Source organism: Azospirillum sp. HJ39, assembly GCF_041507355.1.
Lineage (GTDB): Bacteria > Pseudomonadota > Alphaproteobacteria > Azospirillales > Azospirillaceae > Azospirillum > Azospirillum thiophilum.
Map to the genome: position 1 here is coordinate 577,255 of NZ_CP167911.1, position 25,656 is coordinate 602,910.

21 protein-coding genes are annotated in these 25,656 nt (G+C 70.7%); 14 read left to right on the forward strand and 7 right to left on the reverse strand.

The features are described 5' to 3' along the window. The first annotated feature begins 51 nt into the window (after positions 1-51). The 8 genes from ykgO (at position 52) to ABMY26_RS16160 (ending at position 10,763) form a co-directional block, all read left to right on the forward strand. Positions 52-177: a type B 50S ribosomal protein L36 gene (gene ykgO / locus ABMY26_RS16125; protein ID WP_012973122.1), complete on the forward strand. Its 126-nt coding sequence runs from the start codon at positions 52-54 to the stop codon at positions 175-177. Positions 178-424: 247 nt separating this feature from the next. Continuing rightward, a complete protein-coding gene (locus tag ABMY26_RS16130; RefSeq protein ID WP_372398250.1) occupies positions 425-1,912 on the forward strand; it encodes an FAD-linked oxidase C-terminal domain-containing protein in 1,488 nt (495 codons plus the stop codon). 14 nt (positions 1,913-1,926) lie between these two features. Beyond that, positions 1,927-3,246: an FAD-binding protein gene (locus tag ABMY26_RS16135; RefSeq protein ID WP_372398251.1), complete on the forward strand. Its 1,320-nt coding sequence runs from the start codon at positions 1,927-1,929 to the stop codon at positions 3,244-3,246. 16 nt (positions 3,247-3,262) lie between these two features. Further along, a complete protein-coding gene (gene glcF / locus ABMY26_RS16140) occupies positions 3,263-4,600 on the forward strand; it encodes a glycolate oxidase subunit GlcF (RefSeq protein WP_372398252.1) in 1,338 nt (445 codons plus the stop codon). A gap of 162 nt (positions 4,601-4,762) precedes the next feature. Further along, positions 4,763-5,470, forward strand: coding sequence for a phosphatidylcholine synthase (gene pcsA / locus ABMY26_RS16145; RefSeq protein ID WP_372398253.1), 708 nt, complete (start codon positions 4,763-4,765; stop codon positions 5,468-5,470). Positions 5,471-5,546: 76 nt separating this feature from the next. After that, entirely contained in the window at positions 5,547-6,359 is an 813-nt protein-coding gene (locus ABMY26_RS16150; protein WP_372398254.1) for a DUF72 domain-containing protein, read from the forward strand. Between the two features lie 158 nt (positions 6,360-6,517). Continuing rightward, positions 6,518-9,319: a DUF2339 domain-containing protein gene (locus ABMY26_RS16155; RefSeq protein ID WP_372398255.1), complete on the forward strand. Its 2,802-nt coding sequence runs from the start codon at positions 6,518-6,520 to the stop codon at positions 9,317-9,319. A 127-nt stretch (positions 9,320-9,446) separates the two neighbouring features. Beyond that, positions 9,447-10,763: a hydroxyacid-oxoacid transhydrogenase gene (locus tag ABMY26_RS16160; RefSeq protein ID WP_372398256.1), complete on the forward strand. Its 1,317-nt coding sequence runs from the start codon at positions 9,447-9,449 to the stop codon at positions 10,761-10,763. A gap of 54 nt (positions 10,764-10,817) precedes the next feature. Here the strand turns inward: ABMY26_RS16160 and ABMY26_RS16165 are convergent, their stop codons facing one another. Both ABMY26_RS16165 and ABMY26_RS16170 read right to left on the reverse strand, forming a co-directional pair. Beyond that, complete coding sequence (locus tag ABMY26_RS16165; protein WP_372398257.1) at positions 10,818-11,312, reverse strand: GFA family protein; 495 nt, start codon at positions 11,310-11,312, stop codon at positions 10,818-10,820. 137 nt (positions 11,313-11,449) lie between these two features. Beyond that, complete coding sequence (locus ABMY26_RS16170) at positions 11,450-13,246, reverse strand: acyl-CoA dehydrogenase (protein WP_372398258.1); 1,797 nt, start codon at positions 13,244-13,246, stop codon at positions 11,450-11,452. Between the two features lie 222 nt (positions 13,247-13,468). Here ABMY26_RS16170 and ABMY26_RS16175 point away from each other — a divergent pair, with 222 nt between their 5' ends. Together ABMY26_RS16175 and cobT are read left to right on the forward strand one after the other, a co-directional pair. Then, positions 13,469-14,512 carry a hypothetical protein gene (locus ABMY26_RS16175; protein ID WP_372398259.1) on the forward strand — a complete coding sequence of 348 codons (1,044 nt, stop codon included), beginning with the start codon at positions 13,469-13,471 and terminating at the stop codon, positions 14,510-14,512. Between the two features lie 136 nt (positions 14,513-14,648). Continuing rightward, on the forward strand, positions 14,649-15,674 hold the full coding sequence (cobT, locus tag ABMY26_RS16180) for a nicotinate-nucleotide--dimethylbenzimidazole phosphoribosyltransferase (protein ID WP_372398260.1): 1,026 nt from the start codon (positions 14,649-14,651) through the stop codon (positions 15,672-15,674). Between the two features lie 138 nt (positions 15,675-15,812). Here cobT and ABMY26_RS16185 read toward each other — a convergent pair whose 3' ends face one another. The 4 genes from ABMY26_RS16185 to ABMY26_RS16200 all read right to left on the reverse strand — a co-directional run bounded on the left by ABMY26_RS16185 (position 15,813) and on the right by ABMY26_RS16200 (position 19,342). After that, complete coding sequence (locus ABMY26_RS16185) at positions 15,813-16,382, reverse strand: hypothetical protein (protein WP_372398261.1); 570 nt, start codon at positions 16,380-16,382, stop codon at positions 15,813-15,815. 33 nt (positions 16,383-16,415) lie between these two features. Beyond that, positions 16,416-17,567 (reverse strand): succinyl-diaminopimelate desuccinylase, encoded by a 1,152-nt coding sequence (dapE, locus tag ABMY26_RS16190; RefSeq protein ID WP_372398262.1) that lies wholly within the window; start codon positions 17,565-17,567, stop codon positions 16,416-16,418. Between the two features lie 88 nt (positions 17,568-17,655). Then, on the reverse strand, positions 17,656-18,498 hold the full coding sequence (dapD, locus tag ABMY26_RS16195; protein ID WP_045581753.1) for a 2,3,4,5-tetrahydropyridine-2,6-dicarboxylate N-succinyltransferase: 843 nt from the start codon (positions 18,496-18,498) through the stop codon (positions 17,656-17,658). 91 nt (positions 18,499-18,589) lie between these two features. After that, positions 18,590-19,342 (reverse strand): pyrimidine 5'-nucleotidase, encoded by a 753-nt coding sequence (locus tag ABMY26_RS16200; RefSeq protein ID WP_372398263.1) that lies wholly within the window; start codon positions 19,340-19,342, stop codon positions 18,590-18,592. A gap of 327 nt (positions 19,343-19,669) precedes the next feature. Between ABMY26_RS16200 and ABMY26_RS16205 the strand changes: the two genes are divergently transcribed. The 4 genes from ABMY26_RS16205 (at position 19,670) to ABMY26_RS16220 (ending at position 24,155) form a co-directional block, all read left to right on the forward strand. Next, positions 19,670-21,442: a diguanylate cyclase domain-containing protein gene (locus tag ABMY26_RS16205; protein WP_372398264.1), complete on the forward strand. Its 1,773-nt coding sequence runs from the start codon at positions 19,670-19,672 to the stop codon at positions 21,440-21,442. Beyond that, on the forward strand, positions 21,439-22,749 hold the full coding sequence (locus ABMY26_RS16210; RefSeq protein ID WP_372398265.1) for a DUF2336 domain-containing protein: 1,311 nt from the start codon (positions 21,439-21,441) through the stop codon (positions 22,747-22,749). Before ABMY26_RS16205 ends, ABMY26_RS16210 begins: the two co-directional genes overlap by 4 nt. Positions 22,750-22,780: 31 nt before the next feature. Continuing rightward, complete coding sequence (locus ABMY26_RS16215; RefSeq protein WP_372398266.1) at positions 22,781-23,413, forward strand: hypothetical protein; 633 nt, start codon at positions 22,781-22,783, stop codon at positions 23,411-23,413. Positions 23,414-23,498: 85 nt separating this feature from the next. After that, a complete protein-coding gene (locus ABMY26_RS16220; RefSeq protein WP_372398267.1) occupies positions 23,499-24,155 on the forward strand; it encodes a hypothetical protein in 657 nt (218 codons plus the stop codon). A gap of 39 nt (positions 24,156-24,194) precedes the next feature. Here the strand turns inward: ABMY26_RS16220 and ABMY26_RS16225 are convergent, their stop codons facing one another. Continuing rightward, positions 24,195-25,547 carry a pentapeptide repeat-containing protein gene (locus ABMY26_RS16225; RefSeq protein ID WP_372398268.1) on the reverse strand — a complete coding sequence of 451 codons (1,353 nt, stop codon included), beginning with the start codon at positions 25,545-25,547 and terminating at the stop codon, positions 24,195-24,197. Positions 25,548-25,656 lie beyond the last annotated feature (109 nt).

A 25,656-nucleotide genomic window follows, 5' to 3' on the forward strand; every position in this document is an offset into this window, starting at 1 on the left:
CACTATGGTGCGCGCCTTCAATCGAGCCGCCGAGCGTTCAGGAATAGCATCATGAAAATCGTCAACTCCCTGAAGTCGATGAAGACGCGCCACAAGGCTTGCCGCGTGATCCGCCGCAAGGGCCGTGTCTATGTCATCAACAAGCAGAACCCCCGTTTCAAGGCCCGCCAGGGCTGATCGGTCCCGTCAGGGTCGATCGACTGCGAGGCCGGGCATTGCGCCCTGCCTCTCCGTCATCGGGTGTTTACGCAAGAGCCGCGCCTTCGGGTGCGGCTCTTGCGTTTTGGGCATCCCGCATCCCGCATTCCGGACATCGGCTTTGTGCATCGGCCTGAGCATCGGCTTGTGCATCTGCCGGGGCGAATGATACGTGTGGCTGACGAGTTCGCCGCAACGGAATGCAACGGGATAAGGATCGCCCGCGATGAGGATGCCGGTGCCGGATGGCGGTGTGATCGCCCGCCGCCGTGAGATCGTCGAGGCGCTGCGCGCCATCGTTCCGGGCGAGGGCGTGATCGTCGACGAGAACGAGCTGCGCGCCTACGAATGCGACGGGCTGACCGCCTACCGCCAGCTGCCGATGGTCGCCGTGCTGCCGTCCACGGTGGAGCAGGTCAGCCAAATCCTGAAGGCCTGCAAGGCGATGGGGGTGAAGGTGGTGCCGCGCGGCGCCGGCACCTCGCTGTCGGGCGGGGCCTTGCCGCTGGCCGACGGCGTGCTGCTGGGCATGGGCAAGTTCAAGCGCATCCTCGACATCGACTATGCCAACCGCTGCGTCACCGTGCAGCCGGGGGTGACCAACCTCGGCATCTCCAACGCGGTCGCGCAGGAGGGCTTCTATTACGCCCCCGACCCGTCGAGCCAGATCGCCTGCACCATCGGCGGCAACATCGCCGAGAATTCCGGCGGCGTGCATTGCCTGAAATACGGGCTGACCACCAACAACGTGCTGGGGCTGGAGCTGGTGCTGATGGACGGCACCGTCATCCGGCTGGGCGGCAAGCATCTGGATGCCGGCGGCTACGACCTGATGGGCATCGTCACCGGGTCGGAGGGGCTGCTGGGCGTGGTGACCGAGGTCACGGTGCGCATATTGAAGAAGCCGGCCACCGCGCGGGCGGTGCTGCTGGGCTTCCCCAGCAGCGAGCAGGGCGGCGACTGCGTGGCCGCCATCATCGCCGCCGGCATCATTCCCGGCGGCATGGAGATGATGGACCGCCCGGCCATCCATGCGGCCGAGGCCTTCGTCCATGCCGGCTACCCGCTGGACGTCGAGGCGCTGCTGATCGTCGAGCTGGACGGGCCGGCGGCGGAGGTCGACCACCTGATCGACCGGGTGGAGGCCATCGCCCGAACCAAGGGCGCCTGCTATGCCCGCGTGTCCAACAGCGAGGAGGAACGGCTGGCCTTCTGGGCCGGGCGCAAGGCCGCCTTCCCGGCGGTGGGGCGGATCAGTCCCGATTACTACTGCATGGACGGCACCATCCCGCGCAAGGCGCTGCCGCTGGTGCTGCAGCGGATGCAGGAGATGTCGGACCGCTGCGGCCTGCGGGTCGCCAACGTCTTCCATGCCGGTGACGGCAACCTGCATCCGCTGATCCTCTACGACGCCAACAAGCCGGGCGAGCTGGAGGCGGCGGAGGAGTTCGGCAACGACATCCTGCGGCTGTGCGTCGAGGTCGGCGGCGTGCTGACCGGCGAGCATGGAGTCGGGGTGGAGAAGCGCGACCTGATGACCGACCAGTTCGACGAGGCCGACCTGCAGCAGCAGCAGCGGCTGAAATGCGCCTTCGACCCCGACGGGCTGCTGAATCCCGGCAAGGTCTTCCCCACGCTGCACCGCTGCGCCGAGCTTGGCCGGTTGCACGTCCACCAGGGGGAACTGCGCTTCCCCGACATCCCGCGCTTCTGAAGGGCCGGCCCGCCATGACCATCACCACCCTGAAGCCGGAGACCGCCGCCCAGGCCGCCGACGCGGTGCGCTGGGCCCTGTCGGCCGGCGAGCCGCTGGAGATCCTGGGCAGCGGCAGCCGCCGCGGGCTCGGCCGCCCGGTGCAGGCCGGCCACGCGCTCGACCTGTCGGGCCTGTCGGGCGTCGTCGCCTACGAGCCGGAGGAGCTGGTGCTGACCGCGCTGGCCGGCACGCCGATGGCGACGATCCGGGACATGCTGGCCGACCGCGGACAGCATCTCGCTTTCGAGCCCCCGGCCATCGACGGCGATGGGTGCGGTGAGGGTGGGGGAACGCTCGGCGGGCTGGTCGCCAGCGGGCTGGCCGGGCCGCGGCGGATCTCGGCGGGATCCGCCCGCGACCACACGCTGGGCATTGCCGGGGTCAGCGGGCGGGGCGAGGCCTACAAGGGCGGCGGCAAGGTGGTGAAGAACGTCACCGGCTATGACATGCCCAAGCTGATGGCCGGATCCTTCGGCACCCTGACCGCGCTGACCGAGATCACCGTAAAGGTGCTGCCGGCGCCGGAGGACACCGCGACCCTGCTGCTGTTCGGTCTGGACGATGCCGCGGCGGTGGGGCTGCTCGACCGGGCCTTGCGCAGCCCCTACGAGGTGTCGGGGGCGGCGCATCTGCCGGCGGGCATCGCTGCGCGGTCGGGCGTGGCCGGCGTGGCGGGGGCGGGCGGGGCGGTGACGCTGGTGCGGGTCGAGGGCTTCGGCCCGTCGGTCGCCGCGCGCGTGGCCATGCTGCGCGAGGAGCTGCGGGCCGACGCGGTGCTGGATCGCGGCTGCTCGCTGGCGATCTGGCGCGAGGTTCGGGACGCGGTGTGGTTCGGGGGAGTGGCCTCCGCGGACCCCCACCCTAACCCTCCCCCGCCTTCGGCGGGAGAGGGGGCCTTGCCGATGACGCACCGATCCCCCTCCACCGCGCCAGCGGGGGAGGGCCGGGGAGGGGGCACCGGCGACTCGCACCTGTGGAAACTCTCGGTCCCGCCGTCGGCCGGGCCGGCGACCGTCGCCGCCATCCGACGGACGCTCGACGTCGAGGTCTTCTACGACTGGGGCGGCGGGCTGGTCTGGCTGGAGGCGCCGCCCGAGTCGGCAACCGCAATCCGCGGCGCGCTGTCTGCTGGCGGCCATGCCACGCTGGTGCGGGCGCCGGATGCGGTGCGCGCCGCGACCGACGTGTTCCAGCCGCTGCCCGGACCGCTGATGGCGCTGAGCCGCCGGGTCAAGGACGGCTTCGACCCCAAGGGCATCCTCAACCCCGGCCGCATGTACGCGGGGCTGTAACGGGACGACCGACCAGATGCAAACCAACTTCTCGCTGGCCCAGCTGGCCGACGCCGCGATCCGCGACTCCGAGCAGATCCTGCGCAAATGCGTGCATTGCGGCTTCTGCACCGCGACCTGCCCGACCTACACCATCCTGGGCGACGAGCTGGACAGCCCGCGCGGCCGCATCTACCAGATCAAGGACATGCTGGAGAAGGGCGGCCCGCCGCCCGAAACCACGGTCAAGCACATCGACCGCTGCCTGTCCTGCCTGTCCTGCATGACGACCTGCCCGTCGGGCGTCCATTACATGCATCTGGTCGATCACGCCCGCGCCCACATCGAGTCGACCCATGTCCGCCCGCCGGCCGACCGGGCGGTGCGCGACCTGATCGCGCGGGTGCTGCCGAACCCGCGGCTGTTCCGGCTGGCCCTGCTGGGCGCCTCGCTGGGGCGGCCGTTCCGCGGCCTGCTGCCGAAGCGGCTGGCCGCCATGCTGGAACTGACCCCGGCCAGCGTCCCAGCGCCGAGCCACAGCGACCGGCCGGGCGTCCATCCGGCCGAGGGGCCGCGGAGGAAGCGGGTGGCGCTGCTGATCGGCTGCGCCCAGCAGGTGCTGGCGCCGCAGATCAACGAGGCGACGATCCGCCTGCTGACCCGCCACGGGGTCGAGGTCGTGGTGTCCAGGGGGGCCGACTGCTGCGGCGCCCTGACCCACCATATGGGCAAGGAGGAACTCGCCCACGCCGCCGCGAGGAAGACCATCGACGCCTGGACGGCGGAGATCGAGGGCGCGGGGCTGGACGCCATCGTCATCAACGCGTCCGGCTGCGGCACCAGCGTGAAGGATTACGGCCACATGTTCCGCGAGGATGCGGCCTATGCCGCCAAGGCGGCGCGGGTGGCGGCTCTCGCCAGGGACGTCACCGAGCTGATGGACGAGATCGGGCTGGCCCGGCCGGTGGTGGAGACCGGGCAGGCGGTCGCCTACCATTCCGCCTGCTCGATGCAGCACGGCCAGCGGATCAAGGAGCCGCCGCGCGCCCTGCTGCGCGCCGCGGGGTTCCTGGTGAAGGAGATCCCGGACGCGCATCTCTGCTGCGGGTCGGCCGGCACCTACAACCTGCTGCAGCCGGAGCTGGCGGGGGAACTGCGCGCCCGCAAGGTCGCCGCCATCGAAAGCACCCAGCCTCAGGCGGTCGCCGCCGGCAACCTCGGCTGCATCACCCAGATCGCTTCCGGTATCGGGGGCGGGGACGGCCTGCCGGTGCTCCATACGGTCGAGCTGCTGGACTGGGCGACCGGCGGCCCGATGCCGGACGCGCTGGCCGGGCGGGCCGCCTTCCGCCAGCCGGCGGCGCGGGGGGCCTGAGACCGGGGTGCAACGGTGGCCGGCGCGTATCAGCGTGGGCGGAGCCGGGGGTTTCGTACCCCCACAATTCTGTGTTTATCTGCGCTCATCTGTGTCAGAAAATCCGCCCGCTCCGACCCCTTGCCGTCCCTCCCGTCCCAGCCACCCACGGAAACTGTCCGCATGAGCGCCGCCTACGGAATCACCCATCGCCTGTCGGCCTGGGGCGTTCACATCTTCACGGCCAGCGGCGCCGTGCTCGGCCTGCTCGGCCTGCTGGCGGCGGCGGCGGGCGATGCCAAGCTGTGCCTGATGTGGCTGGGCATCGCGCTGGTGGTCGACGGCGTCGACGGCACGCTGGCCCGCCGGGTCTCGGTCAAGCAGGTGCTGCCGGGAATCGACGGCTCGGCGCTCGACCTCGTCATCGACTACCTGACCTATGTCGTGGTGCCGGCGGTGTTCATCCACCGGTTCGGCCTGCTGCCGGAGGGGCTGGTCAGCGTCGCGCTGGCCGCCTGGATCCTGCTGACCGCGCTCTACTGCTTCGCCAATGTCGGGATGAAGAGCGGCGACAATTATTTCGTCGGCTTCCCGGCCATCTGGAACGTCGTCGCCCTCTATCTGTGGCTGCTCGACCTCGGGCCCTGGGTGAATGCCGGGGTGATCGTGCTGCTGGGGCTGTTGACCTTCACCACCGCCAAGTTCCTCCATCCCTTCCGGGTCAAGGCGCTGATGCCGCTGAACATCGCGGTGACCAGCGTCTGGCTGCTCTGCTGCATCGCCCTGGTGGTGCTGGAGCCGGCCCGTCCGGGCTGGCTGTTCGGCCTGTGGCTGGCGACCTCGGTCTATTACGCCGCCGTCTGCGCCTGGCGGACCCTGCGCGGTCCCTGATCCCTCAAGGGAACCTGGACGGACGGCGGGACGTTGCCTTCGGGCAGTCCGCCAACCGCTCCGGAGGGGATCCGCCTTGGCCGAAGACGCCTCCGGGCAAGACCCGTTCAAGGATCGGTCCGGCAGGGCCGCGCTCCACCCGATCCGGGTCGGCACGGCCGGCTGGGGCATTCCCAAACTGTCGGCGCCGGCCTTTCCCGCCGATGGCACGCATCTGGAGCGCACCGCCCGCGTGCTGCCGATGACCGAGGTCAACAGCAGCTTCTACCGCCCGCACAAGCCGGAGACCTGGGCGCGCTGGGCGGCCTCCACCCCGGCCGGGTTCCGCTTCGCGGTGAAGCTTCCCAAGGCGATCAGCCACGAGGCCCGGCTGGCCGGCGCCGAGGCCGCGCTTGACCGCTTCCTGGCGGAGGCGGGGAGGCTGGGCGACCGCTTCGGGCCGCTGCTGGTGCAACTGCCGCCCAGCCTGCGCCTGGACGCCGCGGTCGCCGGGGCCTTCTTCGCAGGCTTGCGCGCCCGGTTCGGCGGCGACGTGGTGTGCGAGCCGCGCCATGCCTCCTGGTTCACCGCGGAGGCCGGGGCGCTGCTGGCCGCCAACCGCGTGGCGCGCGTCGCCGCCGACCCCGCCCCGGTGCCCGTTGCCGGGAGCCGGGGGGCCGGGGAGCCGGGCGGCTGGGACGGGCTGCGCTATTGGCGGCTGCACGGCTCGCCGGTCATGTACCGCTCGGCCTATGGTCCGGCGGTGCTGGATGCGCTGGCCGCGCGCTTGCTGGCCGAAGCGGCGGAGCGGCCGGTCTGGTGCGTCTTCGACAACACCGCCGACTTCCATGCCGTCGACGATGCGCTGGCGCTGACGGCGAGGCTGGGCGATGCCGCGGCCCGGCCGTGAGGACGATCCGGTCGGGAAGAGTGCTCCGGAGTCCCGCCCGATCGCCCATCGGATGAGCTCCAGCGTGACCGAGACAGGCCATTGTTGCATGGCTATCCTGCCGTCGACTGTCCCCGGAGACGGGGGCGGGGCATCAACGGCGTGCAGGCGGTGCGGTCATGGAGTTCCTCGTCCTACTGCTGATCTTCGGCTTCCTGACCCACCGGCTGGACCGCCGGCTGAAGGCGCAGGAGACGGAGATCGCCGCCCTGCGCAGCCGGCTGGACAAGGCGCTGGCCGGTGCCGTTCCCCTGTCGGCGGCGGTGTCGGCGGCGGATGAGGCGGCTCCGGTCCAGGCCCCCGCTCCTCTTGCGGAGCCGCCGCTGGAGGAGAGCGCCGAGCCGGTTTTCGCCGCGGAAACGGCTGTCGACACGCCGCCCGGCCCTCCGCCCGAACCCGCCGGCCCTCCGCCGCCGCGGCCGGGCTGGCGCGAGCTGGAGGAGTCGCTGGCCTCGCGCTGGCTGATCTGGCTCGGCGGCGGCACCATGGCGCTGGCCGCCGCCTTCTTCATCAAGCTGTCGGTCGAACATGGCTGGCTCGGGCCCGGCGTGCGGGTGGCGCTCGGGCTGCTGGCCGGGGTCGGGCTGATGGTGGGGGGCGAGTGGCTGCGCCGCCAGCCCATGCAGCGCGCCGTCGCGGCGCTGCGGCCGGACCATGTGCCGCCGGCCTTGACCGCCGCCGGGCTGTTCACCGCCTTTGCCAGCGTCTATGGCGGCTTCGCCCTGTTCGCCCTGTTCCAGCCGCTGGTCGCCTTCGCGCTGCTGGCGGCGCTGTCGCTGGCCGGCATCGGCCTGTCGCTGCTGCAGGGGCCGTTTCTCGCGGCGCTGGGGCTGCTGGCCGGCTATGTCACGCCGCTGCTGGTGCCGTCCGACCATCCCGATGCCTGGGGCCTGTTCGCCTATCTGCTGGCGCTGAACGGCGCCGGGATGGCGGTGGTGCTGTACCGTGGCTGGCGCTGGCTCGGCTGGGGAGCGCTGGCCGGTGCGGCGCTCTGGCCGCTGGTATGGATGATCGACCCCTGGAGCAGCGGCGACGCGCTGCCGACCGGGCTGTACCTGTTGCTGACCTCGGCGCTGTTCCTGGTTCCCGCCATGCTGGGGGTGCTCGACCAGGGCTTGCCGGAGCCGGAACCGGCAACCGGCTGGCGCGCGGCCCTGCCCGGCTGGATCCGGCGCAAGCGGCGCCATCCCGCCGACCGGCTGGCGATGACGGCGATGTGGCTGCTCGGCCTGCTGGTCGCCGCGGTCGGCTGGTCCGATTCGCATGGCCCGGTGTCGCTCGTCGTGCTGGCGCTGTTCGCGCTGCTGGCGCTGGCCGCCGGCCGGCGGACGGAGCGGATCGCCGGAGTCGCCTGGATCGCGGCGCTGGCCGTCCTGCTGGCTCTTGCACCCTGGAGCCTGCCCTATGTCCCGGCCGGCCCGCCGCCGCTGAATGCAGACGGGCAGCCGCTGATCGTCGCCGATCCCGCCGGCTATCCGGGGGAGGTCGCGCATTTCCTGTGGGTGTCGGCCGGGTTCGCCGCGCTGTTCGGCATCGGCGGCTTCGCGCTGCTGTGGGGCGCGCGACGGGCGGCGCTGTGGTCCTCGCTGTCGGCGCTGGTGCCGCTGGCCCTGCTGACGCTGGCCTATGCCCTGGTCGAGCCGCCGGAGACCGCCGTCGGCTGGCCGGCGGCGGCGCTGGCACTGGCGGCCCTGCTGGTCGGCGCCACCACGCCGCTGGCCCGCCACCGCCACCGGCCGGGCGCCTCGCTCGGGCTTGCCGCCTTCGCCGCCGGGGCGACCGGCGCCATCGCGCTCGGCGCGACCATGACCTTGCAGGAAGCCTGGCTGACGGTGGCGCTGGCGATGCAGGTGCCGGTGCTGGCCTGGCTGGAGCGGCAGATGGCCCTGCGCGAGCTGCGCGGCGTCGCCCTGCTGGTGGCCGTCGCCGTGCTGGTGCGGCTGGCGGTCAACCCCTGGGTGCTGGACTATGAGGGGTATGGCTGGATCGCCTATGGCTACGGACTGCCGGCGCTGGGCTTCCTGGTGGCGGCGCGCTGGATGCGGACCTCGTCCGACGGCCGGGAGAATGGCAGGTCCGGAGACGATCTGGTGGTGATGGTTCTGGAGGCCGGCGCCCTGATCTTCACCACCCTGATGCTGTCGCTGGGCATCCATCGCTGGATAGCCGGCAGCCTGGAGGCCGCGCCCTCCACCCTGGCCGAGGTGGCGCTGCATACCCTGTCCTGGCTCGGCCTCGCCCTGCTGCTGGCCGCCGACCGGCGGTGGAGCGCGCGGGCCGTGGCGGTGTGGGGCCGGCGCCTGCTGGCGGCGCTGGCGGCGGCGAGCGCCGTCTTCCTGCATCTGCTGGCGCTGAATCCGCTGTGGAACTTCGAATGGGTGGGCGAGTGGCCGGTGGTCAACCGGCTGCTGCTGGCCTACGGCGCGCCGGCCCTGCTGGGGCTGGCCTATCTGTGGTACGACCCGCCGCCGACGAAGCCGGTCCGGCAGGCGGCGCCGGTGCTGGCGCTGCTGCTGGTCGCGACCAATCTGGCGCTGGAGATCCGCCGGACCTTCCAGGGGCCGGTGCTGTCCGGCTACGGGGTGTCGGACGCCGAATGGTACGCCTATTCCGTCGGCTTCCTGCTGTTCGCCGTGCTGATGCTGGTGGCTGGCATCCGCTTCGGCTGGGGCTGGATGCGCCATGCCGGGCTGGCGCTGGTGCTGGCGGTGGTCGCCAAGGTCTTCCTCAGCGACATGTCAGACCTGGAGGGGATGTACCGCGTCGCCTCCTTCCTCGGGCTCGGCGTCAGTCTGGTCGGCATCGGTTGGCTCTACCAGCGGCTGCTGCGGCCGCCCGCCGCGGGAACGCCGGCCGTGCCACCGGCTCCGGCGGCTCCGGCGGCTCCGGCAGATGATCTGTTGGACCAACGGACTCATTGACAGGCTGCGTGGCGGTGCGTTCCCATACGGTGAAGGATGTGCCGGGACGAACCCGGTCGCCACCAGAGCCCATTGCCACCAGAGCCCATTGCCACCAGAGCCCATCGCCAGCGGAGGAACGACGCCCATGGACCGCGACATGCACGGCAACGCCTACCCCATCCTGCCCGACGGCGAGGAGGGCTTCACCGTCGAGGCGGCACGGATGAAGTTCGGCCCCGGCATGCTGGCGGAGCTGGGCGGCGACGCGCTGTCGCTGGGCATGACGCGGGTGGCGCTGTTCACCGATCCGCGGGTTGCGGCGGCGGCGCCCTTCGGCATGGCGCTGGAGTCGCTGAAGCGGTCCGGCATCGAGGTCGTGGTCTTCGACCGCTGCCGGGTCGAGCCGACCAGCGCCTCCTTCCTCGACGCCGCGGATTTCGCGCGGGACGGCGGCTTCGACGGCTATGTCTCGATCGGCGGCGGGTCGGTGATCGACACCGCCAAGGCGGCGAACCTCTACGCCACACACCCGGCCGACTTCCTCGCCTACGTCAACAAGCCGCTGGGGGAGGGCATCCCGGTGCCCGGCCCGGTCAAGCCGCACATCGCCTGCCCGACCACCTGCGGCACCGGCAGCGAGACCACCGGCGTCGCCATCTTCGACCATGTGGAAAAGCAGGTGAAGACCGGCATCTCGTCGCGCTATCTGCGGCCGAGCCTCGCCGTCGTCGATCCGCGCACCATCGACAGCCTGCCGCCCGGCGCCATCGCCGCCACCGGCTTCGACGTGCTGACCCACGCCATCGAGAGCCACACCGCGCGGCCCTTCCGCTCGCGCCCGAAACCTGAGTCGCCGACGGCCCGCCCGCCCTACCAGGGCGCCAACCCCTGGTCGGACATCGGCAGCCTGCAGGCGATCCGGCTCGGCGGGCAATGGCTGGAGCGGGCGGTCAACGACCCCGACTGCCTGGAGGCGCGCGACGCGCTGATGTTCGCGGCGACGCTGGCCGGTCTGGCCTTCGGCAATGCCGGGGTGCACATCCCGCACGCCATGTCCTATTCGGTGGCGGGGATGAACCACAGCTTCACCGCGACGGGCTACGAGGCGGTGGAGCCGATGGTGCCGCACGGCATCTCGGTGGTGCTGAACGCGCCGGCGGCCTTCCGCTTCACCGGCCCGGCGGCGCCCGAGGCGCATCTGCGCGCCGCCGAGGCGCTGGGGGCGGACGTGCGGGGCGCCGCTCCGGCGGACGGCGGCGAGCTGCTGGCGACCCGGCTGATTTCGATGATGCGGGCGACCGGCCTGCCGAACGGGCTGTCGGCGCTGGGCTATGGCGAGGCCGACATTCCGGGGCTGGTCAGGGGCGCCGCCGCCCAGCAGCGCCTGCTGACCATCGCCCCGCGCCCGGTGTCGGAGGACGATTTGCGCGGGCTGTACGCGGATGCGATGCGCTACTGGTGATCTGGGGTGGAAGCGGGCGGGGCTTCGGTGTTCCGCCCCTCCCTATGCCCCTCCCTATTCCGGCACCGTTTCGCCGGAACCGCCGAATTCCGCCGGGAAATCCTTCAGTTTCGGCAGGCCGTCGCGCATAGGCAGCACGGTTTCGGCGTAGTTGACGTGAACGGCCGGGGTGAAGGTCAGGGTCGGCAGGGTCGCGGCGAAAACGTCCACCAAGCCGAGCGGCGGGTGGTTGGTCATCAGATGCCCGCCGCATTTCGCGCAGTACTGACGTTGGCTGAGCGGCGTCTTCTGGAAGGTCGCGAGGTGTTCGGCGCCCGCGGTCACCCGTACCGCGTCCGGCTTCCACAGGCTGAAGGCATTGACCGGGCCGCCGGACCATGAGCGGCAGGAGCGGCAATGGCAGTAGCCCATGGCCTCCGGCGAGCCCGTGACCTCAAGTTCGACCGCGCCGCAAAAACAGCTTCCCGTGTGAGTCATGGCTTTCACATCATCTTCGTTTGCGTCACCAACAATAGAAAAATGACGCCGGCAATGGTGAGGCTCAACCAATCATTGGGCTCTCATCCCTTCGATAGAGGACGGAAAGCCTCTCCGAACGTTCGGAAGTCGTCGAGGTGGAAACCGGAGGACGGGCGCGATGCCGAGGATACCCCCTCCCGTGAGGGGAGGGGGGCCGAAAGCGATCCTCAGAACTGGTCCTCGCTCAGCGCCATCACCGTGTTGCGGGCGCTGGCGATGGTGGGCAGCAGGGCGGGGGCGGTCGCCAGAACCTGCTCGGCGTAGAAGCGCGCGACGATCAGCTTGGTCTCCAGGAAGGACGCATTGGCGCCCGGCTGGCGCAGGCCCTCCATCGCCTTGACGGCCGACCGCGCCAGCATCCAGCCGCCGGCCACACTGCCCCACAGCTTCAGATACGCCACCGCACCGGCCGCGGCGCCGCGCAGGTCGCCTTCCGCCTGGGTCGCCACCATCCAGTCGATGGCCTTGTCCAGCGCGTCCAGCCCGGCCGCCAGCTCGGTCCGGATCACCGCGAGGTCGTCGCCGGGGGCGGACTCCAGCGCATGGACCGTCGCCCGCATGTCGGCGACGAAGGCACGGGCCGCAGCCCCCTTGTCGCGGCCGGTCTTGCGGAAGGTCAGGTCGTTGGCGTGGATGCCGTTGGTGCCCTCGTAGATCGGGGTGATGCGGGCGTCGCGGTAATGCTGGGCGGCGCCGGTCTCCTCGATGAAGCCCATGCCGCCATGGATCTGAACCCCGGTCGAGGCGACCTCGCAGCCGATGTCGGTCGACCATGCCTTGACGATGGGGGTCAGCACGTCGACCCGCGCGGTCGCTGCGGCGCGCACCGCCGGATCGGCATGGTGGCGGGAAATGTCCAGCTGCGTGCCGGCATAGAGAGCCAGGGCACGGGCCGCCTCGGTCTTGGCGCGCATGTCCAGCAGCATGCGGCGCACGTCCGGATGCCTGACGATGGCGACGCCGGAGCCCTTGGGGTCGGCCAGATCCTTGCTCTGCACCCGGCTCTTCGCGTAGTCGCGGGCCTGCTGGTAGGCGCGCTCGGCAATCGCCACGCCCTGGATGCCGACGCCGAGCCGGGCATTGTTCATCATGGTGAACATGTATTCGATGCCGCGGTTCTCCTCGCCGACGAGATGGCCGACCGCCCCCCCGTCGTCGCCGAAGGCCATCACCGCGGTCGGGCTGGCCATGATGCCCAGCTTGTGCTCCAGGCTGGCGCAGCGCAGGTCGTTGCGCTCGCCCGGCGTGCCATCGGGCTTGGGCAGGAATTTCGGCACGATGAACAGGCTGATGCCCTTGATGCCGGCCGGGGCGTCGGGCAGGCGGGCCAGCACCAGATGGACGATGTTCTCCGTCAGGTCATGCTCGCCATAGGTGATGAAGATCTTCTGCCCGGTGATGCGGTAGCTGCCGTCCTCGGCCCGCACCGCCCGGGTGCGCACCGCGGCGAGGTCGCTGCCCGCCTGCGGCTCGGTCAGGTTCATCGTCCCGGTCCATTCGCCGGAGATCATCTTCGACAGATAGACCGCCTTCTGCTCGTCGCTCGCATGCTCGGTCAGCAGATCCACCGCGCCCTGGGTCAGCAGCGGGCACAGGCCGAAGGACAGGTTGGCGGCCTGCCACATCTCGTTCACCGCGAAGGCGACGGTCCAGGGCAGACCCTGCCCGCCATGGTCCGGCTCGAAGGGCAGGCTGTTCCAGCCGGCTTCAGTGAACTGGCCGTAGGCCTCCTTCCAGCCGGTGGCGGTGCGGACGACGCCGTTCTCCAGCGTCGCCCCCTCCTTGTCGCCCACCCGGTTCAGCGGGGCGAGCACGCCGGAGGCGAATTTGCCGGCCTCCTCCAGGATGGCGTCGACCAGATCGGGAGCGGCGCCGTCGCAATCGGGCAGGGCGGCGATGGCGTCGAGGCCGACCACCTCGTTCAGGACAAAGCGCAGATCGTCGACCGGAGCGGTGTAGGTCATGGCAGGGCGATTCTCCCAGGGCAGGATTGTTTGCTTTACCTATAGGTTAACATACAGCATCGGATGGTGTTTGGCGAGTGGAGCTGTTGCTGTGCACCATGTGCCGCGCGTCAGGGTAAGGCTATGCCTGCGGCGGGACCGCATCAAGGGTGCGTCAGATTGGCACGCGATCTGCATGGATCGGGAAGCCTCCCATCGGGGCCTTTATACGGGGATCGACCCATGACCTACGCTTCCGCCCTCGGCAACCCCAGCGACACCGCCGCCCGGCAGGCCCGCGCCTCCCAGGGGCCGGCCAACGTGGAAGCCGCCGTGCGCAATGCCAGCGCGAAGACGGGGGTCGATTTTTCCTACCTCATGGAAAAAGCTGCCGTGGAGAGCGGGTACCGCACGGACATAAAGTCCTCCTCCTCCTCGGCGACCGGGCTCTACCAGTTCATCGACAGCACCTGGCTGCAGACGATGAAGGAGCATGGCGCCGACCACGGCTATGGCAAATATGCCAGCGCCATCCAGACCCGCGGCGACGGCCGCCCCTATGTCGCCGACCCGGAGATGAAGAAGGAGATCCTGGAGCTGCGCAAGGATCCCACCGCATCCGCCCTGATGGCCGCGGAATACACCCGCGACAACAAGGAGTATCTGGAGGAGACGGTGGACGGCAAGATCGGCTCGACCGAGCTGTACATGGCGCATTTCCTGGGGGCCGGCGGCGCGTCCAAGTTCCTGAACGCGATGCAGGACAATCCGGGCCGCAGCGCCCGCGACGTCTTCCCCGACGCGGCGGCGGCCAACAAGAACGTCTTCTACGACAAGGCCACCGGCAAGGCGAAGTCGCTGAAGGAGATCTACGACCGCTTCGCCACGAAATTCTCCGAGAACCCGCTGGCGAGTTTCGCCCCGTCCCAGGTCGCCACCGATGCGGTGCGCAGGCAGGACATGCCGGACGGCTTCACCACCCAGGTGCCGATGGCCCCGGCCAAGGCGCTGAACGGCACGCCGCTGTCGATCTATCAGGTGCTGGCGCTGAACGCGCTGGAGACACCGGACGAGGTCGACAGCGTCAGCGGCCGCCCGGCCCGCCAGCGCGACAAGGAGCATCGCCGCATGCGCGACGAGCCGGTGCGCACCGACCAGTCTGACACCGGCGTCGCCATGGGCTTCGGCCTGGGGCTGGGACGGATCATCGGGCTGGAATCGGCGACGCCGGTGGCCACAGCGACCGCCGGAGCGGCCGGGACGGCCGCGGTCGGCAAGGCGGCTTGAGCCAGGGCGGAGAGCGGGCCGGAACGGGCGATACCGGACGCGGAAGGGTCAAAATGCCCTACGCTGCCGCTTTGACTTGAGGGGCGGATGGGTGCAAGGTCGCGCCGTTTTTGGCGCTCACCCCTCAGGACCGATCATGAGCAACCAGCAGCCCGCCGTCACCTTCGAGGAAATCCGCGCGCTCGTGCGCAACCTGCCCGGCCCTGATCTGGAGGCCGGCACCGCGGCCCTCCAGCGCGAACGGCAGCTGACCAAGCCGCCGGGCTCGCTCGGCCGGCTGGAGGAGATCGCGCAGTGGATGGCGACCTGGCAGGGCGAGCATCCGGCCGACCTGCGCCGTCCGCGCGTCGCCGTGTTCGCCGGCAACCACGGCGTCGCTGCCCGCGGCGTCTCGGCCTTCCCGGCCGAGGTGACGGCGCAGATGGTCGCCAACTTCCAGAATGGCGGCGCCGCGGTCAACCGGCTGTGCGAGGTGGCCGACGCCGACCTGCGCGTCTATGAGCTGGACCTGGAGAACCCGACCGCCGACTTCACCCAGGGCCCGGCCATGGGCGAGGAAGAGTGCTGCCGCACCATGGCCTACGGCATGATGGCGGTGGAGATGGGCGTGCAGCTGCTGGCGCTGGGCGAGATGGGCATCGCCAACTCGACCTCGGCGGCGGCGATGTGCCTCGCGCTGTTCGGCGGCGAGGCGGCCGACTGGACCGGCCGCGGCACCGGCATCGACGACGCCGGCCTGGCCCGCAAGATCGCCGCGGTGGAGGCCGGCGTCGCCGCCAACCCGCAGGCCAAGGACGACCCGTTCGAGACGCTGCGCTGCCTGGGGGGCTACGAGTTCGCCGCCATCGCCGGCGCCATCCTGGCCGCCCGCGTCGCCCGCGTGCCGGTGCTGCTCGACGGTTTCGCCTGCACCGCGGCGGCCGCGGTTCTGTTCAAGGCCGACCGCCGCGCGCTCGACCATTGCATGGTCGCCCACCGCTCGGTCGAGCCGGGCCACACCCGCCTGATGCAGGCGATCGGCAAGGAGCCGCTGCTGGATCTCGGCATGCGGCTGGGCGAAGGCTCCGGTGCGGCGCTGGCGATCAACATCGTCAAGTCGGCCGTCGCCTGCCACGCCGGCATGGCGACCTTCGCCGAGGCGGGCGTCAGCACGCAGGGGTGATGGGGGGGTGGGGCTGGTTGCCCCCTCCCTAACCCTCCCCCGCTTTGCGGGAGAGGGAACTCCGCTGCACTCTCGCAAAGCTCCTACCCCCTCTCCCGCGGAACGCGGGGGAGGGATGGGGAGGGGGCCGACAGAGCCTCACAGCATCCCGTCGGCCAGGTCGCTGATGCTCGCCGACAGGAACAGGTCGAGCAGCACCAGCGCCGCGGCGACCAGCCCGGACAGCGACAGGGCGGTGCGCAGCACGAACCATTGATAGGTCAGCATCGCCATCATCACGCCGAACACCATCGCCTCGGACAGCATCGGCGGCAGCAGGCCGCTGACCGACAGCAGGATGGTCGGCAGATAGATCGCCATCTGCACCACCGCCGACCAGTTGTAGGCGGCGAGCGCGCCGGGATAGAGCTGGTCCTTGCCCATCAGCGCGGAAATGCGGAACAGGGCCAGCGGGAAGGCGGTCCAGCTGACGACGTAGGCGATGGCCTCCACCGTCACCAGCTGCAGGACCGGTGTGTCGGCCAGCTGGTCCCACAGCCGGACCGCCAGCAGCAGCGCATAGGCCGGCAGCACCACCAGCGCCGCGTAGAAGGACTGCAGCGCTCCGTCCGGCGTGCGGTCGAAGAACTCCATCCCCGTCCGGTCGAAGCGGGCCAGCCGGTAGGCGCCGGTCAGCGCCGACAGGATCGCAGGCGTGGTCAACGGCATCGTCCGGCCTCGGTTTGCGGTCTCACCCGGTCCTTACCCGCCCAGCCGGGTGAACACGTCCTTCAGGATGGACTCGTAGACGGCGGTCAGCTTGCGGATGTCGTCCACCCCGGCATATTCGTCGACCTTGTGCATGGTCTGGCCGACCAGCCCGAATTCGACCACCGGGCAGACATTCTTGATGAAGCGGGCGTCGGACGTGCCGCCGGTGGTCGAATAGTCCGGCCGGCGCCCGGTCACCCGCTCCACAGCATCGGCCACCAGCTCGGTCAGCGGGCCGGGCGGCGTGACGAAGCTGTCGCCGGAGCGGTAGATCTCCAGCTCATAGGCGCCGCCGACGGCATCGAAGGTCCGGCGCAGCCACGCCTCGATGCTTTCGGGGGTGTGGGCGTCGTTGAAGCGGATGTTGAAGGTCGCCTTGCCCTGGGCCGGGATGACGTTCGTGGCCTTGTTGCCGACGTCGATGGTGGTCAGCGCCAGGGTGGAGGGCTGGAAATGCGCCGTGCCCTCGTCCATCGGCTGCTCGGTGACGGCGGCCAGCATGCGGACCAGCCGCGGCAGCGGGTTGTCGGCCAGATGCGGGTAGGCGACGTGGCCCTGGGCGCCGAACACGGTGAGGAAGCCGCTCAGGCTGCCGCGCCGGCCGATCTTGATCATGTCGCCCAGCGCCTTGGGGTTGGTCGGCTCGCCGACGATGCAGGCGTCGATCCGCTCGCCCCGCTCGGCCATCCACTCCAGCACCTTGCGGGTGCCGTTGATCGCCACCCCCTCCTCGTCGCCGGTGATCAGCAGGCTGATCGAGCCGGCCGGCGGCCCGTCCTCCAGCCGGCGGGACACGGCGGCGACGAAGGCGGCGACCGCCCCCTTCATGTCGACCGCACCCCGGCCGTAGAGCCGGTCGCCCATCACCGCGCCGGCGAAGGGATCCACCGTCCAGCCCTTGCGCTCGCCCGGCGGCACCACGTCGGTATGGCCGGCGAAGCAGAAATTGGGCCCCGCGGTGCCGAGGCGGGCGTAGAGATTCTCCACCGGCTCCGTCCCCTCCTGCTGGAAGCGCAGGCGGTGGCAGGTGAAGCCCATCGGCGCCAGCGCCGCCTCCAGCACGCCGAGCGCGCCGTCGTCGCGCGGCGTGACGCTGGGGCAGCGGATCAGGTCCTGGGCGAGGGCGACGGGGTCGATGGTCATGGGGGGTGTCCGGGTTCGCAAATGCTGGCCCCTCTCCCGCCTCCTGCACGGACATCATGCGTGAGGCGGGAGAGGGCTTCTAGGCAGGTCAGTCCCGCAGCAGGTCGTTGATCGCGGTCTTCGAGCGGGTCTTCTCGTCGACGCGCTTGATGATGACGCAGCAGTACAGGCTCGGTCCCGGGGTGCCGTCGGGCAGCGGCTTGCCGGGGAGCGAGCCGGGGACGACGACCGAATAGGCCGGGACGCGGCCGGTGAAGACCTCGCCGGTGTGGCGGTCGATGATCTTGGTCGAGGCGCCGATGTAGCAGCCCATCGACACGACGGCGCCCTCCTCGACGATCACGCCCTCGACGATCTCGGAGCGGGCGCCGATGAAGCAGTTGTCCTCGATGATGACCGGGTCGGCCTGCAGCGGCTCCAGCACGCCGCCGATGCCGACGCCGCCCGACAGGTGGACGTTCCGGCCGATCTGGGCGCAGGAGCCGACGGTGACCCAGGTGTCGACCATGGTGCCGCTGTCGACATAGGCGCCGACATTGACGAAGCTCGGCATCAGGATGACGCCGGGGGCGACGTAGGACGACTTGCGGGCGATGGCGCCGGGCAGGGCGCGGAAGCCGGCGTTCTGGAACTGGGCCTCGCTCCAGCCCTCGAACTTCGGCGGCACCTTGTCGTACCAGGAGGAGCCGCCGGGGCCGCCGGGGATCATCTCGTTGGCGTTCAGGCGGAAGGACAGCAGCACCGCCTTCTTCAGCCACTGGTTGACCTTCCAGCCGTCCGCGGTCTTCTCCGCGACGCGCAGGTCGCCGGCGTCGAGGGCGTCGAGCGCCGCGTTCACGGCGTCGCGGACGGGGCCGGTGGTGGCGGTGTTGAGGCCGTCCCGGTCGTCCCAGGCGGCGTCGATGGTTGCTTGCAGGCTGGCGTGGCTCATGTCGCGGTCGTTCGGCTGTCGATGGTCCAGGGGACGGCACCATGGAGCCGGGCCGCACCCCTGTCAACCGCGCCGGGTTTGCGGGAAAGCGCTATGCCGCCGCCCCCGCTCCCGCCCCGGTTCCCGCCACCGCTCCCGCCACCGCCGCCAGCCAGGACGGCAGGTCGTCCACGGTATGGTCGATGTGGATGCCGGCGCCGACGCCCGCCTTCTCGTACTCCTGCTCGCCGCGCACCCAGACGGTGGTCATGCCCAGCGCATGGGCGGGGGCGAGGTTGCGGGCGATGTCCTCCACCATGCAGGCGTCCGCCGGGTCGATTCCGTGGCGCTCCACCAGCGTGGCATAGGGGCGGGGATCGGGCTTCGGCACGAAGCCGGCGGCGGCGATGTCGAACACCGCCTCGAACCGGTCGAGGATGCCCAGCCGGCCGGCGACATTCTCGGCATGGCGGACCGAGCCGTTGGTGTAGATGATCTTGCGGCCCGGCAGCCGGTCGAGCGCGCCGGCCAGCAGGGCCGAGGGCTGGACGCCGGCGACGTCGATGTCGTGGACATAGTCCATGTAGGCGACGGGATCGACGTCGTGCTCCACCATCAGGCCGCGCAGCGTGGTGCCGTAGTCGCGGAAGAACCGCTTCTGCCGCACCCGCGCCTCGTCCAGGCCGAGGCCGAAATGCCCGGCGATGAACTCGTTGATCCGGCGGTCGACCTGGGCGAACAGGTTGCAGGACGCCGGATAGAGCGTGTTGTCGAGGTCGAAGATCCACACGGCGCGGTCGCGCAGCGCGGTGGCGGGGGCCGCGGATTCGGCAGCCGGAACGGCGGGGGAGGTCGGGACGGTCATGCCCCAGAGAATGGGGCCGACGCGAACCGGCCGCAAGACGCTTCACATGGTCGCGGGCGCGGTTGGGGCCGGGCGGGGACCGGCGGCTGCCGCTATGGTAAAGACTCCGATCAATCTTCCCAGGGGCCGTCCCTCATCGTTGGTTGATTGAAGATTAATCCCCGAAGGGGTAGCATAGACCAGACCATATGAAGGTTTGCAGCCTAAGGTTTTCCACCGGCCTGCTCCTCGCCGGACGCGGTCGCCCGGTCGGGATCGCGCATTGGATCAGCCCTTTGGATTGGATCAGCCCTTTAGATCGTCCCCGAGACCGTCCTTGAGTTTGCCGTGGACCTGCTTCTGACCTCCGGTTCCTCCACGCCCGCCGCCGATTCGGCCGGCTCCGCGACGCTGGTTGCGCTGTATCCCGGCCCGGCCCTGCGGCTGGATCCGGCGCTTGCCGTCGTCGAAGCCAATGCCGAGGCGGAGGACATGATGGACAGCGACCCGCGCTGGCTGCCGGACCTGCGCACATGGCTGTCGGCGTTCAGCGTCGCGCCGGGCCTGCGCTCGGTGCCGGTGGAGTCGCTGCGCGGGATCATGATCGTCGAATGGGCCGGCGTGCCGCTGCCCGACGGCGGCTTCCTGCTGCTGGGCCGCGACGACACGCTGGAGCGGCAGCTGCGCCACACGCTGACCGAGTCGCGGCGGCGTTACAAGGATCTGGTCGAGGTCTCCTCCGATTTCGCATGGGAAACGGGGCCGGACGGCGCCTTCGTCTTCGTCAGCCACAAGGGGGCGCTGGGCTATCCGGCCGATGCGCTGATCGGACGCGACCCGCGCGACCTGGCGCTGGACGAGGCCGATGCCCTGCCGATGCCCTTCGACTGCCGGCGCCCGGTCGACCAGGTCGAGCTGTGGCTGAAGGCCGCCGACGGCCGGCCGGCCTGCGTCGTCGCCTCCGCCCTGCCGCTGTTCGGGGTCCAGGGGAATTGGATGGGCGCGCGCGGCGTCTGCCGCGAGGTGACGGAACAGGTGCTGCGCTCCAACGAGCTGGCGCGCATCCGCAACCGCGAGCGGCTGTTGGGCCATATCGTCCACACCCTGCGCGACCGGCTCGACGCGGCGGAGGCGCTGGCCGTGGCCGCCACCGAGACGGCGCGGGCGCTCAGCGCCGACGGCTGCCGCATCTACCGCGCGGACGAAGGGAGCGGCGGCACCGGCGGCGGGCGTGTCTCCCTGTCGCTGGTCGCGGCGTTCGGGGCGGAGCAGCCGGAGCTCGGCGGCGCGCTGCTCGACCGCATCGCCGGGAGCGGGGATCTGCTGGTCGACCGGCTGGGCAGCGTGCAGCTGATCGGCGAGCGCACCGAATACCGGCAGGTGGTGAACGGCGCCCTGCTGGTCTGGCGCGCCGCCGATTCGGAGCCGTGGGACGACGACGACCGCCATGTGCTGTCTGGCGTGGCCGACCATATCGGCATCGCCCATGCCCATCTCGCCTACCAGGAGCGGCTGCGCCGCCTGTCGGAGCGCGACGGGCTGACCGGCCTGTTCAACCGCCGCACCTTCTTCGAACGGCTGGAGGAATCGATCTCCCGGCCGGACAGCGGGCCGTCCGCCCTGCTCTATGTCGACCTCGACAACTTCAAGGCGGTCAACGACCTGCACGGCCACCAGCAGGGCGACAGGGTGCTGAAGGCGGTCGGCACGCTGCTGACCACCGGGGTGCGGCCGGGCGACCTGCCGGGCCGGCTGGGTGGCGACGAGTTCGTCCTGTGGCTCGGCCGTGCCGACCAGTCGAAGGCCCGCGTCGTCGCCGAGCGGCTGCTCAATGGCATGCGCGACCTGCTCCATCTGTCGGCCGGCCCGGAAAAGCCGCTGGGACTGTCGATCGGCATCGCCATCCACGTCCCCGGCCGCGGCGAGACGGTGCGGGAACTGACCGACCGTGCCGACGCCGCCATGTACGACGCCAAGAAGAGCGGCAAGGGGCATTACGCGCTGGCTCCCGACCATCCGCCAGACAGCCATCCGCCAGACGGCCATCCGCCAGACGACCATCTGCCGGTCCCGGCGCCCGTCCAGTCCACCGACATCCCTGTTGCGGAGTCCGCCCCGTGACCGCGCGTCCCGACACGCTCGACCCCGCCGACTATGAATCCGCCAAGCGGATGGTGCAGAGCGAGGATCCGGCGGTTCGCCGGAAGGTCGCCGAACACCCAAAGACCCGGCCGGAGCTGCTGTATTTCCTCGCCGCCGACGCGGCGGCCGAGGTGCGGCGCGCCATCGCCACCAATGCCGGCACCCCGCGGCAGGCCGACCTGCTGCTGGCCAAGGACCGCGAGGTCATGGTGCGCCGGGCGGTGGCGCGGAAGATCGCCCGCCTGTTGCCGGAACTGACGGCCGACCAGGCGACGCAGATCGAGCGGCTGACGGTGGAGTGCCTGGAAACCCTGGCCCGCGACCAGGCGTCGGAGGTGCGCGGCATCCTGGCGGAGGCGCTGAAGGACCTGCCCAACGCCCCGCACGGCCTCATCAACCGGCTGGCCCGCGACGTCGAGCTGTCGGTCTGCGCGCCTGTCCTGCAGCATTCGCAGATCCTCACCGAAGAGGATCTGACCGACATCATCCTGCGGGGGCCGGTGCGCGGTGCGATGACCGCCATCGCCAGCCGGCAGAACGTCACCGCGTCGGTCGCGGACGCCATCGCGCGTTCGGACGACGAGGCGGCGGTGACGACGCTGCTCGGCAACCCGTCGGCCCAGATCCGCGAGGAGACGCTGGACCGCATCCTCGATCAGGCGCCGCAGCACGAGCCGTGGCATTCGCCCCTGGTGCGGCGTCCGCGCCTGCCGGCCCGCGCGGTGGCCCGGCTTGCCAGCTTCGTCGCCGACAGCCTGCTGAAGGTCCTGCAGGATCGCGACGACCTCGAGCCCGGGGCGGCGCGCGGGCTGGTGGAGGCGGTGCGCCAGCGGGTGGGGCAGGCGGCCGGGGCGACGACCGGCCTGCCGCAAGGCCCGGTCGATTTCGGCGAGACGGCGGCGGTGGCCGCCGGGCCGGAAAAGCCGGTGGAGCGGCCCAGCGACAAGGCGGCGCGCCTGAACAAGGAAGGCAAGCTGACCGAGAAACTGATCGAGGGCTCGATGATCGAAGGCGACCGTGGCTTCGTCCTGGCCGCGTTCGCGGAGCTGGCGCAGATCCCGCTGCCGGTGGTTGACCGGATCGTCGCCACCCATGCGCCCCGCGCCGTGACCGCGCTGGTGTGGCGTGCCGGGCTCACCATGCGCTTCGCCCGGCAGGTCCAGTTGCGGCTCGCCCAGATTCCGCCAAAAACCGCGCTTAATGCTCGGGACGGCACGCACTATCCGATGACCGACGAAGAGATGCGTTGGCAGCTCGAATTCTTCGGCGTCGAGGCGAAGGCGTGACGTTCCTCACCCTATTCGGGTTATTGCCGGCATGCGTGTCGCCTTCCTCGCCTTCTTCGTCATCCTGATCGCAGCATCCACCGGCTTCGCCGCCCCGCCGCGCGAAACGCCGGAGGAGCGCGACGTCGCCGCGACCTTCGACGCCGCGCGAACGGCACTGGCCGAAAGGCGGGGATCGGCGGTGATCCCGCTGCTCACCCGCAACTCGGTCAAGACGCTGGAAACGGTGCGCGACGCCGCCCGCCAGCCCGGCGACGCGCCGTTGCAGCGGCTGGAACCGGCGGAACGCTTTGCCGCCATGGGGCTGCGCCGTCATCTCGGCCCGTCCGAGCTGCGCCGCATGTCGGTCGGCGACATCGCCAACCACGCGCTGAAGGCCGGCTGGCTCGGCCCCAACGTCGTTGCCCGCAGCGCGCTCGGGCCGGTGCGGGTGAGGGGCGACCGCGCTTCCGGCCTGCTGATGGTCGACAACCGGCCGGCGCTGGTCCCCGCCGACTTCGTGCGCGAGGGCGGAACCTGGCGCATCGACCTCACCGGTGTCTTCACCTTCGGCAGCCAGATGCTGAAGGGCTTCGCCGCCATGTCCGGCAAGGACGAGAGCGCCTACATCGCCGAGCTGCTCGACAAGCTGCCGGCCAAGGCGGGCGCGGCGAAGGCACGCTGAGATCGCCCAGCCCATCCGGGCGGTTGCGGCGATTCCGGCGATTGCGTAGACTCGCTCCCGCTTCCACCAAGCGTTGGCGCCGACCATGACCGCACCGGAAGAGTCCCGTCCCGCCGCCACGGCCGGCCGAAGCGTCCCCTGCGGCGCCGCGTTCCATGCCGCGGTGCTGGAACTCGCCGCGGTGCGCCGGGTCGGCGTGCCGGATCTCGCCGCCGCCGCGCTGCTGCTGGCGCCCGCCGCCGCCGACGATCCGGGGGTGCGCGATGCCGGTGGCGAAGCGCTGCTGGAGGTCGGCGCGACGGCCGTTCCCGATGGGGCTTCCGACCAGACGATCCGCAAGGCGCTGGCCGCCGCGCTGGCGCTGGCCGATCCCGGCGCCCGCATCCTGGCTGGCGACGACGTCCGCCGGCTGGAGGCGGCGGTGGAGACGTTGGGCTACCGCAACAAGACCCTGGCCCATGCGCTGCAACGGCTGTCCTTCCAGCCGCTGGACGGCCGCATCACCGAGGTGCGCGACGCCGCCCAGCTGTTCGGCTTCGTCAATCAATGGTGCTTCGACGAGGAGCAGGTGCGGCGGCGGTTCCGCGAGCTGGCGCCGGTCTATCATCCCGACACCGGCATCGTCGCCTGCCGGGAGCGGATGGGGCAGTTGATCGATGCCCGCAACCTGCTGGTCCACCATGTCCGCACCGTCTACAGCTCCGGCGACTGGGTGGCGAAGCGGGGCGGGCCGCCGAGCTGAGGCGCTCCGGCCTGAAGCGCTCCGGCCTGAAGCGCGGGGTCAGAACTCCAGCCCGATCGCCTCCTCGACGATCGCCTGATCGAACATGGCGCCTTCCAGCATCGCCCCGGTCAGGTCGGCCCCGGTCAAATCCGCCTCGGCCAGATTGGCGCCGGTCAGGTCGGCGCCCGCCAGATTGGCGCCGGCCAGATTGGCCTTGCGCAGGTCGGCCTTGCACAGCAGCGCCATGCCGAGCCGGGCGCGCTGGAGGTTGGCGCGCCAGACATGGCCGCTCATGGTCTGGATATGGACCGGGCCGAGCTGGGCGCCGGTCAGGTTGGCCCCGGTCAGGGTGGCGCGTTCGAAATTCACCCCGCGCAGATCGGCGTTCGACAGGTCGGCCTTGCGCAGGTCGGCCAGCGACAGGTCGGCGATCGCCATCGACGCACCGGCCAGCGTGGCCCCCCGCAGGGCGACGCATTGCAGGATCGCCGCCGACAGGTTGATGCCGTCCAGCTTGCGCCCGCACAGGTCGAGCGCCGACAGGTCGGCGCGCTTGCCCGCCTTGCCGCCGCTTTCGATCCAGGCCAGATGCTCCATCAGGATGTCGCGCAGGTCGTCTTCCGGATTCTCCAGCGTCTTGGCCAGGACCGCCGCCTGGATGTTGGGCGAGCGCAGCTGCGCCGCGTCCAGGATCGCGCCGATCAGGGTGGCGCCGGAGAAGTTGGTCCGGTTGATGGCGCAGCCGGTCATCACCGCCCCCGACAGCTTGGCGCCCGACAGGTTCGCCTCCGTCAGGTCGGCATCCGTCAGGTCGCAGCCGGTCAGGTTCGATCCGGTCAGGTTGGCGCGCATGAACTTGGTGCCGCGCAGAATGGCGTCGGTCAGGTCTGTCTGCATGACGAAGGCGTTGGCGACCTTCGCCCGCGACAGGTCGGCGCCGCGGATCGTCGCCGCCGTCAGCTCCGACGTCAGCACCGAGTCCTCGTATTGGTGGGAGAACATCTCGCCGCTGGCGTCGTAATGCAGCAGCGTGCCGTCGCGCAGGTCGACCTCCACCAGGATGGCCTCGCTCAGCACGGCGCCGCGCAGGCAGGCGCCGCGCAGGTCGGCCCGGCGCAGGTCGGCCTTCTCCAGGTTGGCCAGCCGCAGGTCGGCGGCATAGAGGTTGGCGTTGACGAGGTTGGCGCCGGTCAGCCGCGCACTGAACAGCTTGGCGCCCGACAGATCGGCGTCCGACAGGTCGATGCCCGACAGGTCGAGATGCGACAGGTCGCGCATCTTCAGGTTGGCGCGCACGCCGCCGGGCTGGCTCTTGCGGAAGGCCTGATGCCGCAACAGGATCGCGTTGAGCTGGCTCTGGTTCAGCTTGGTTCGCGGGCTGTTGGAGCCGAAGCCCTGGGCGGACGACATCGCCGGCATACCTTATTCGAGTGGGTTATCCATGATGGCAACAAGTCGACAAAATTTCATTAAGAGCCGGGAACATGTGACAAGTGTGGGAGCGATAACCGCAACCCGG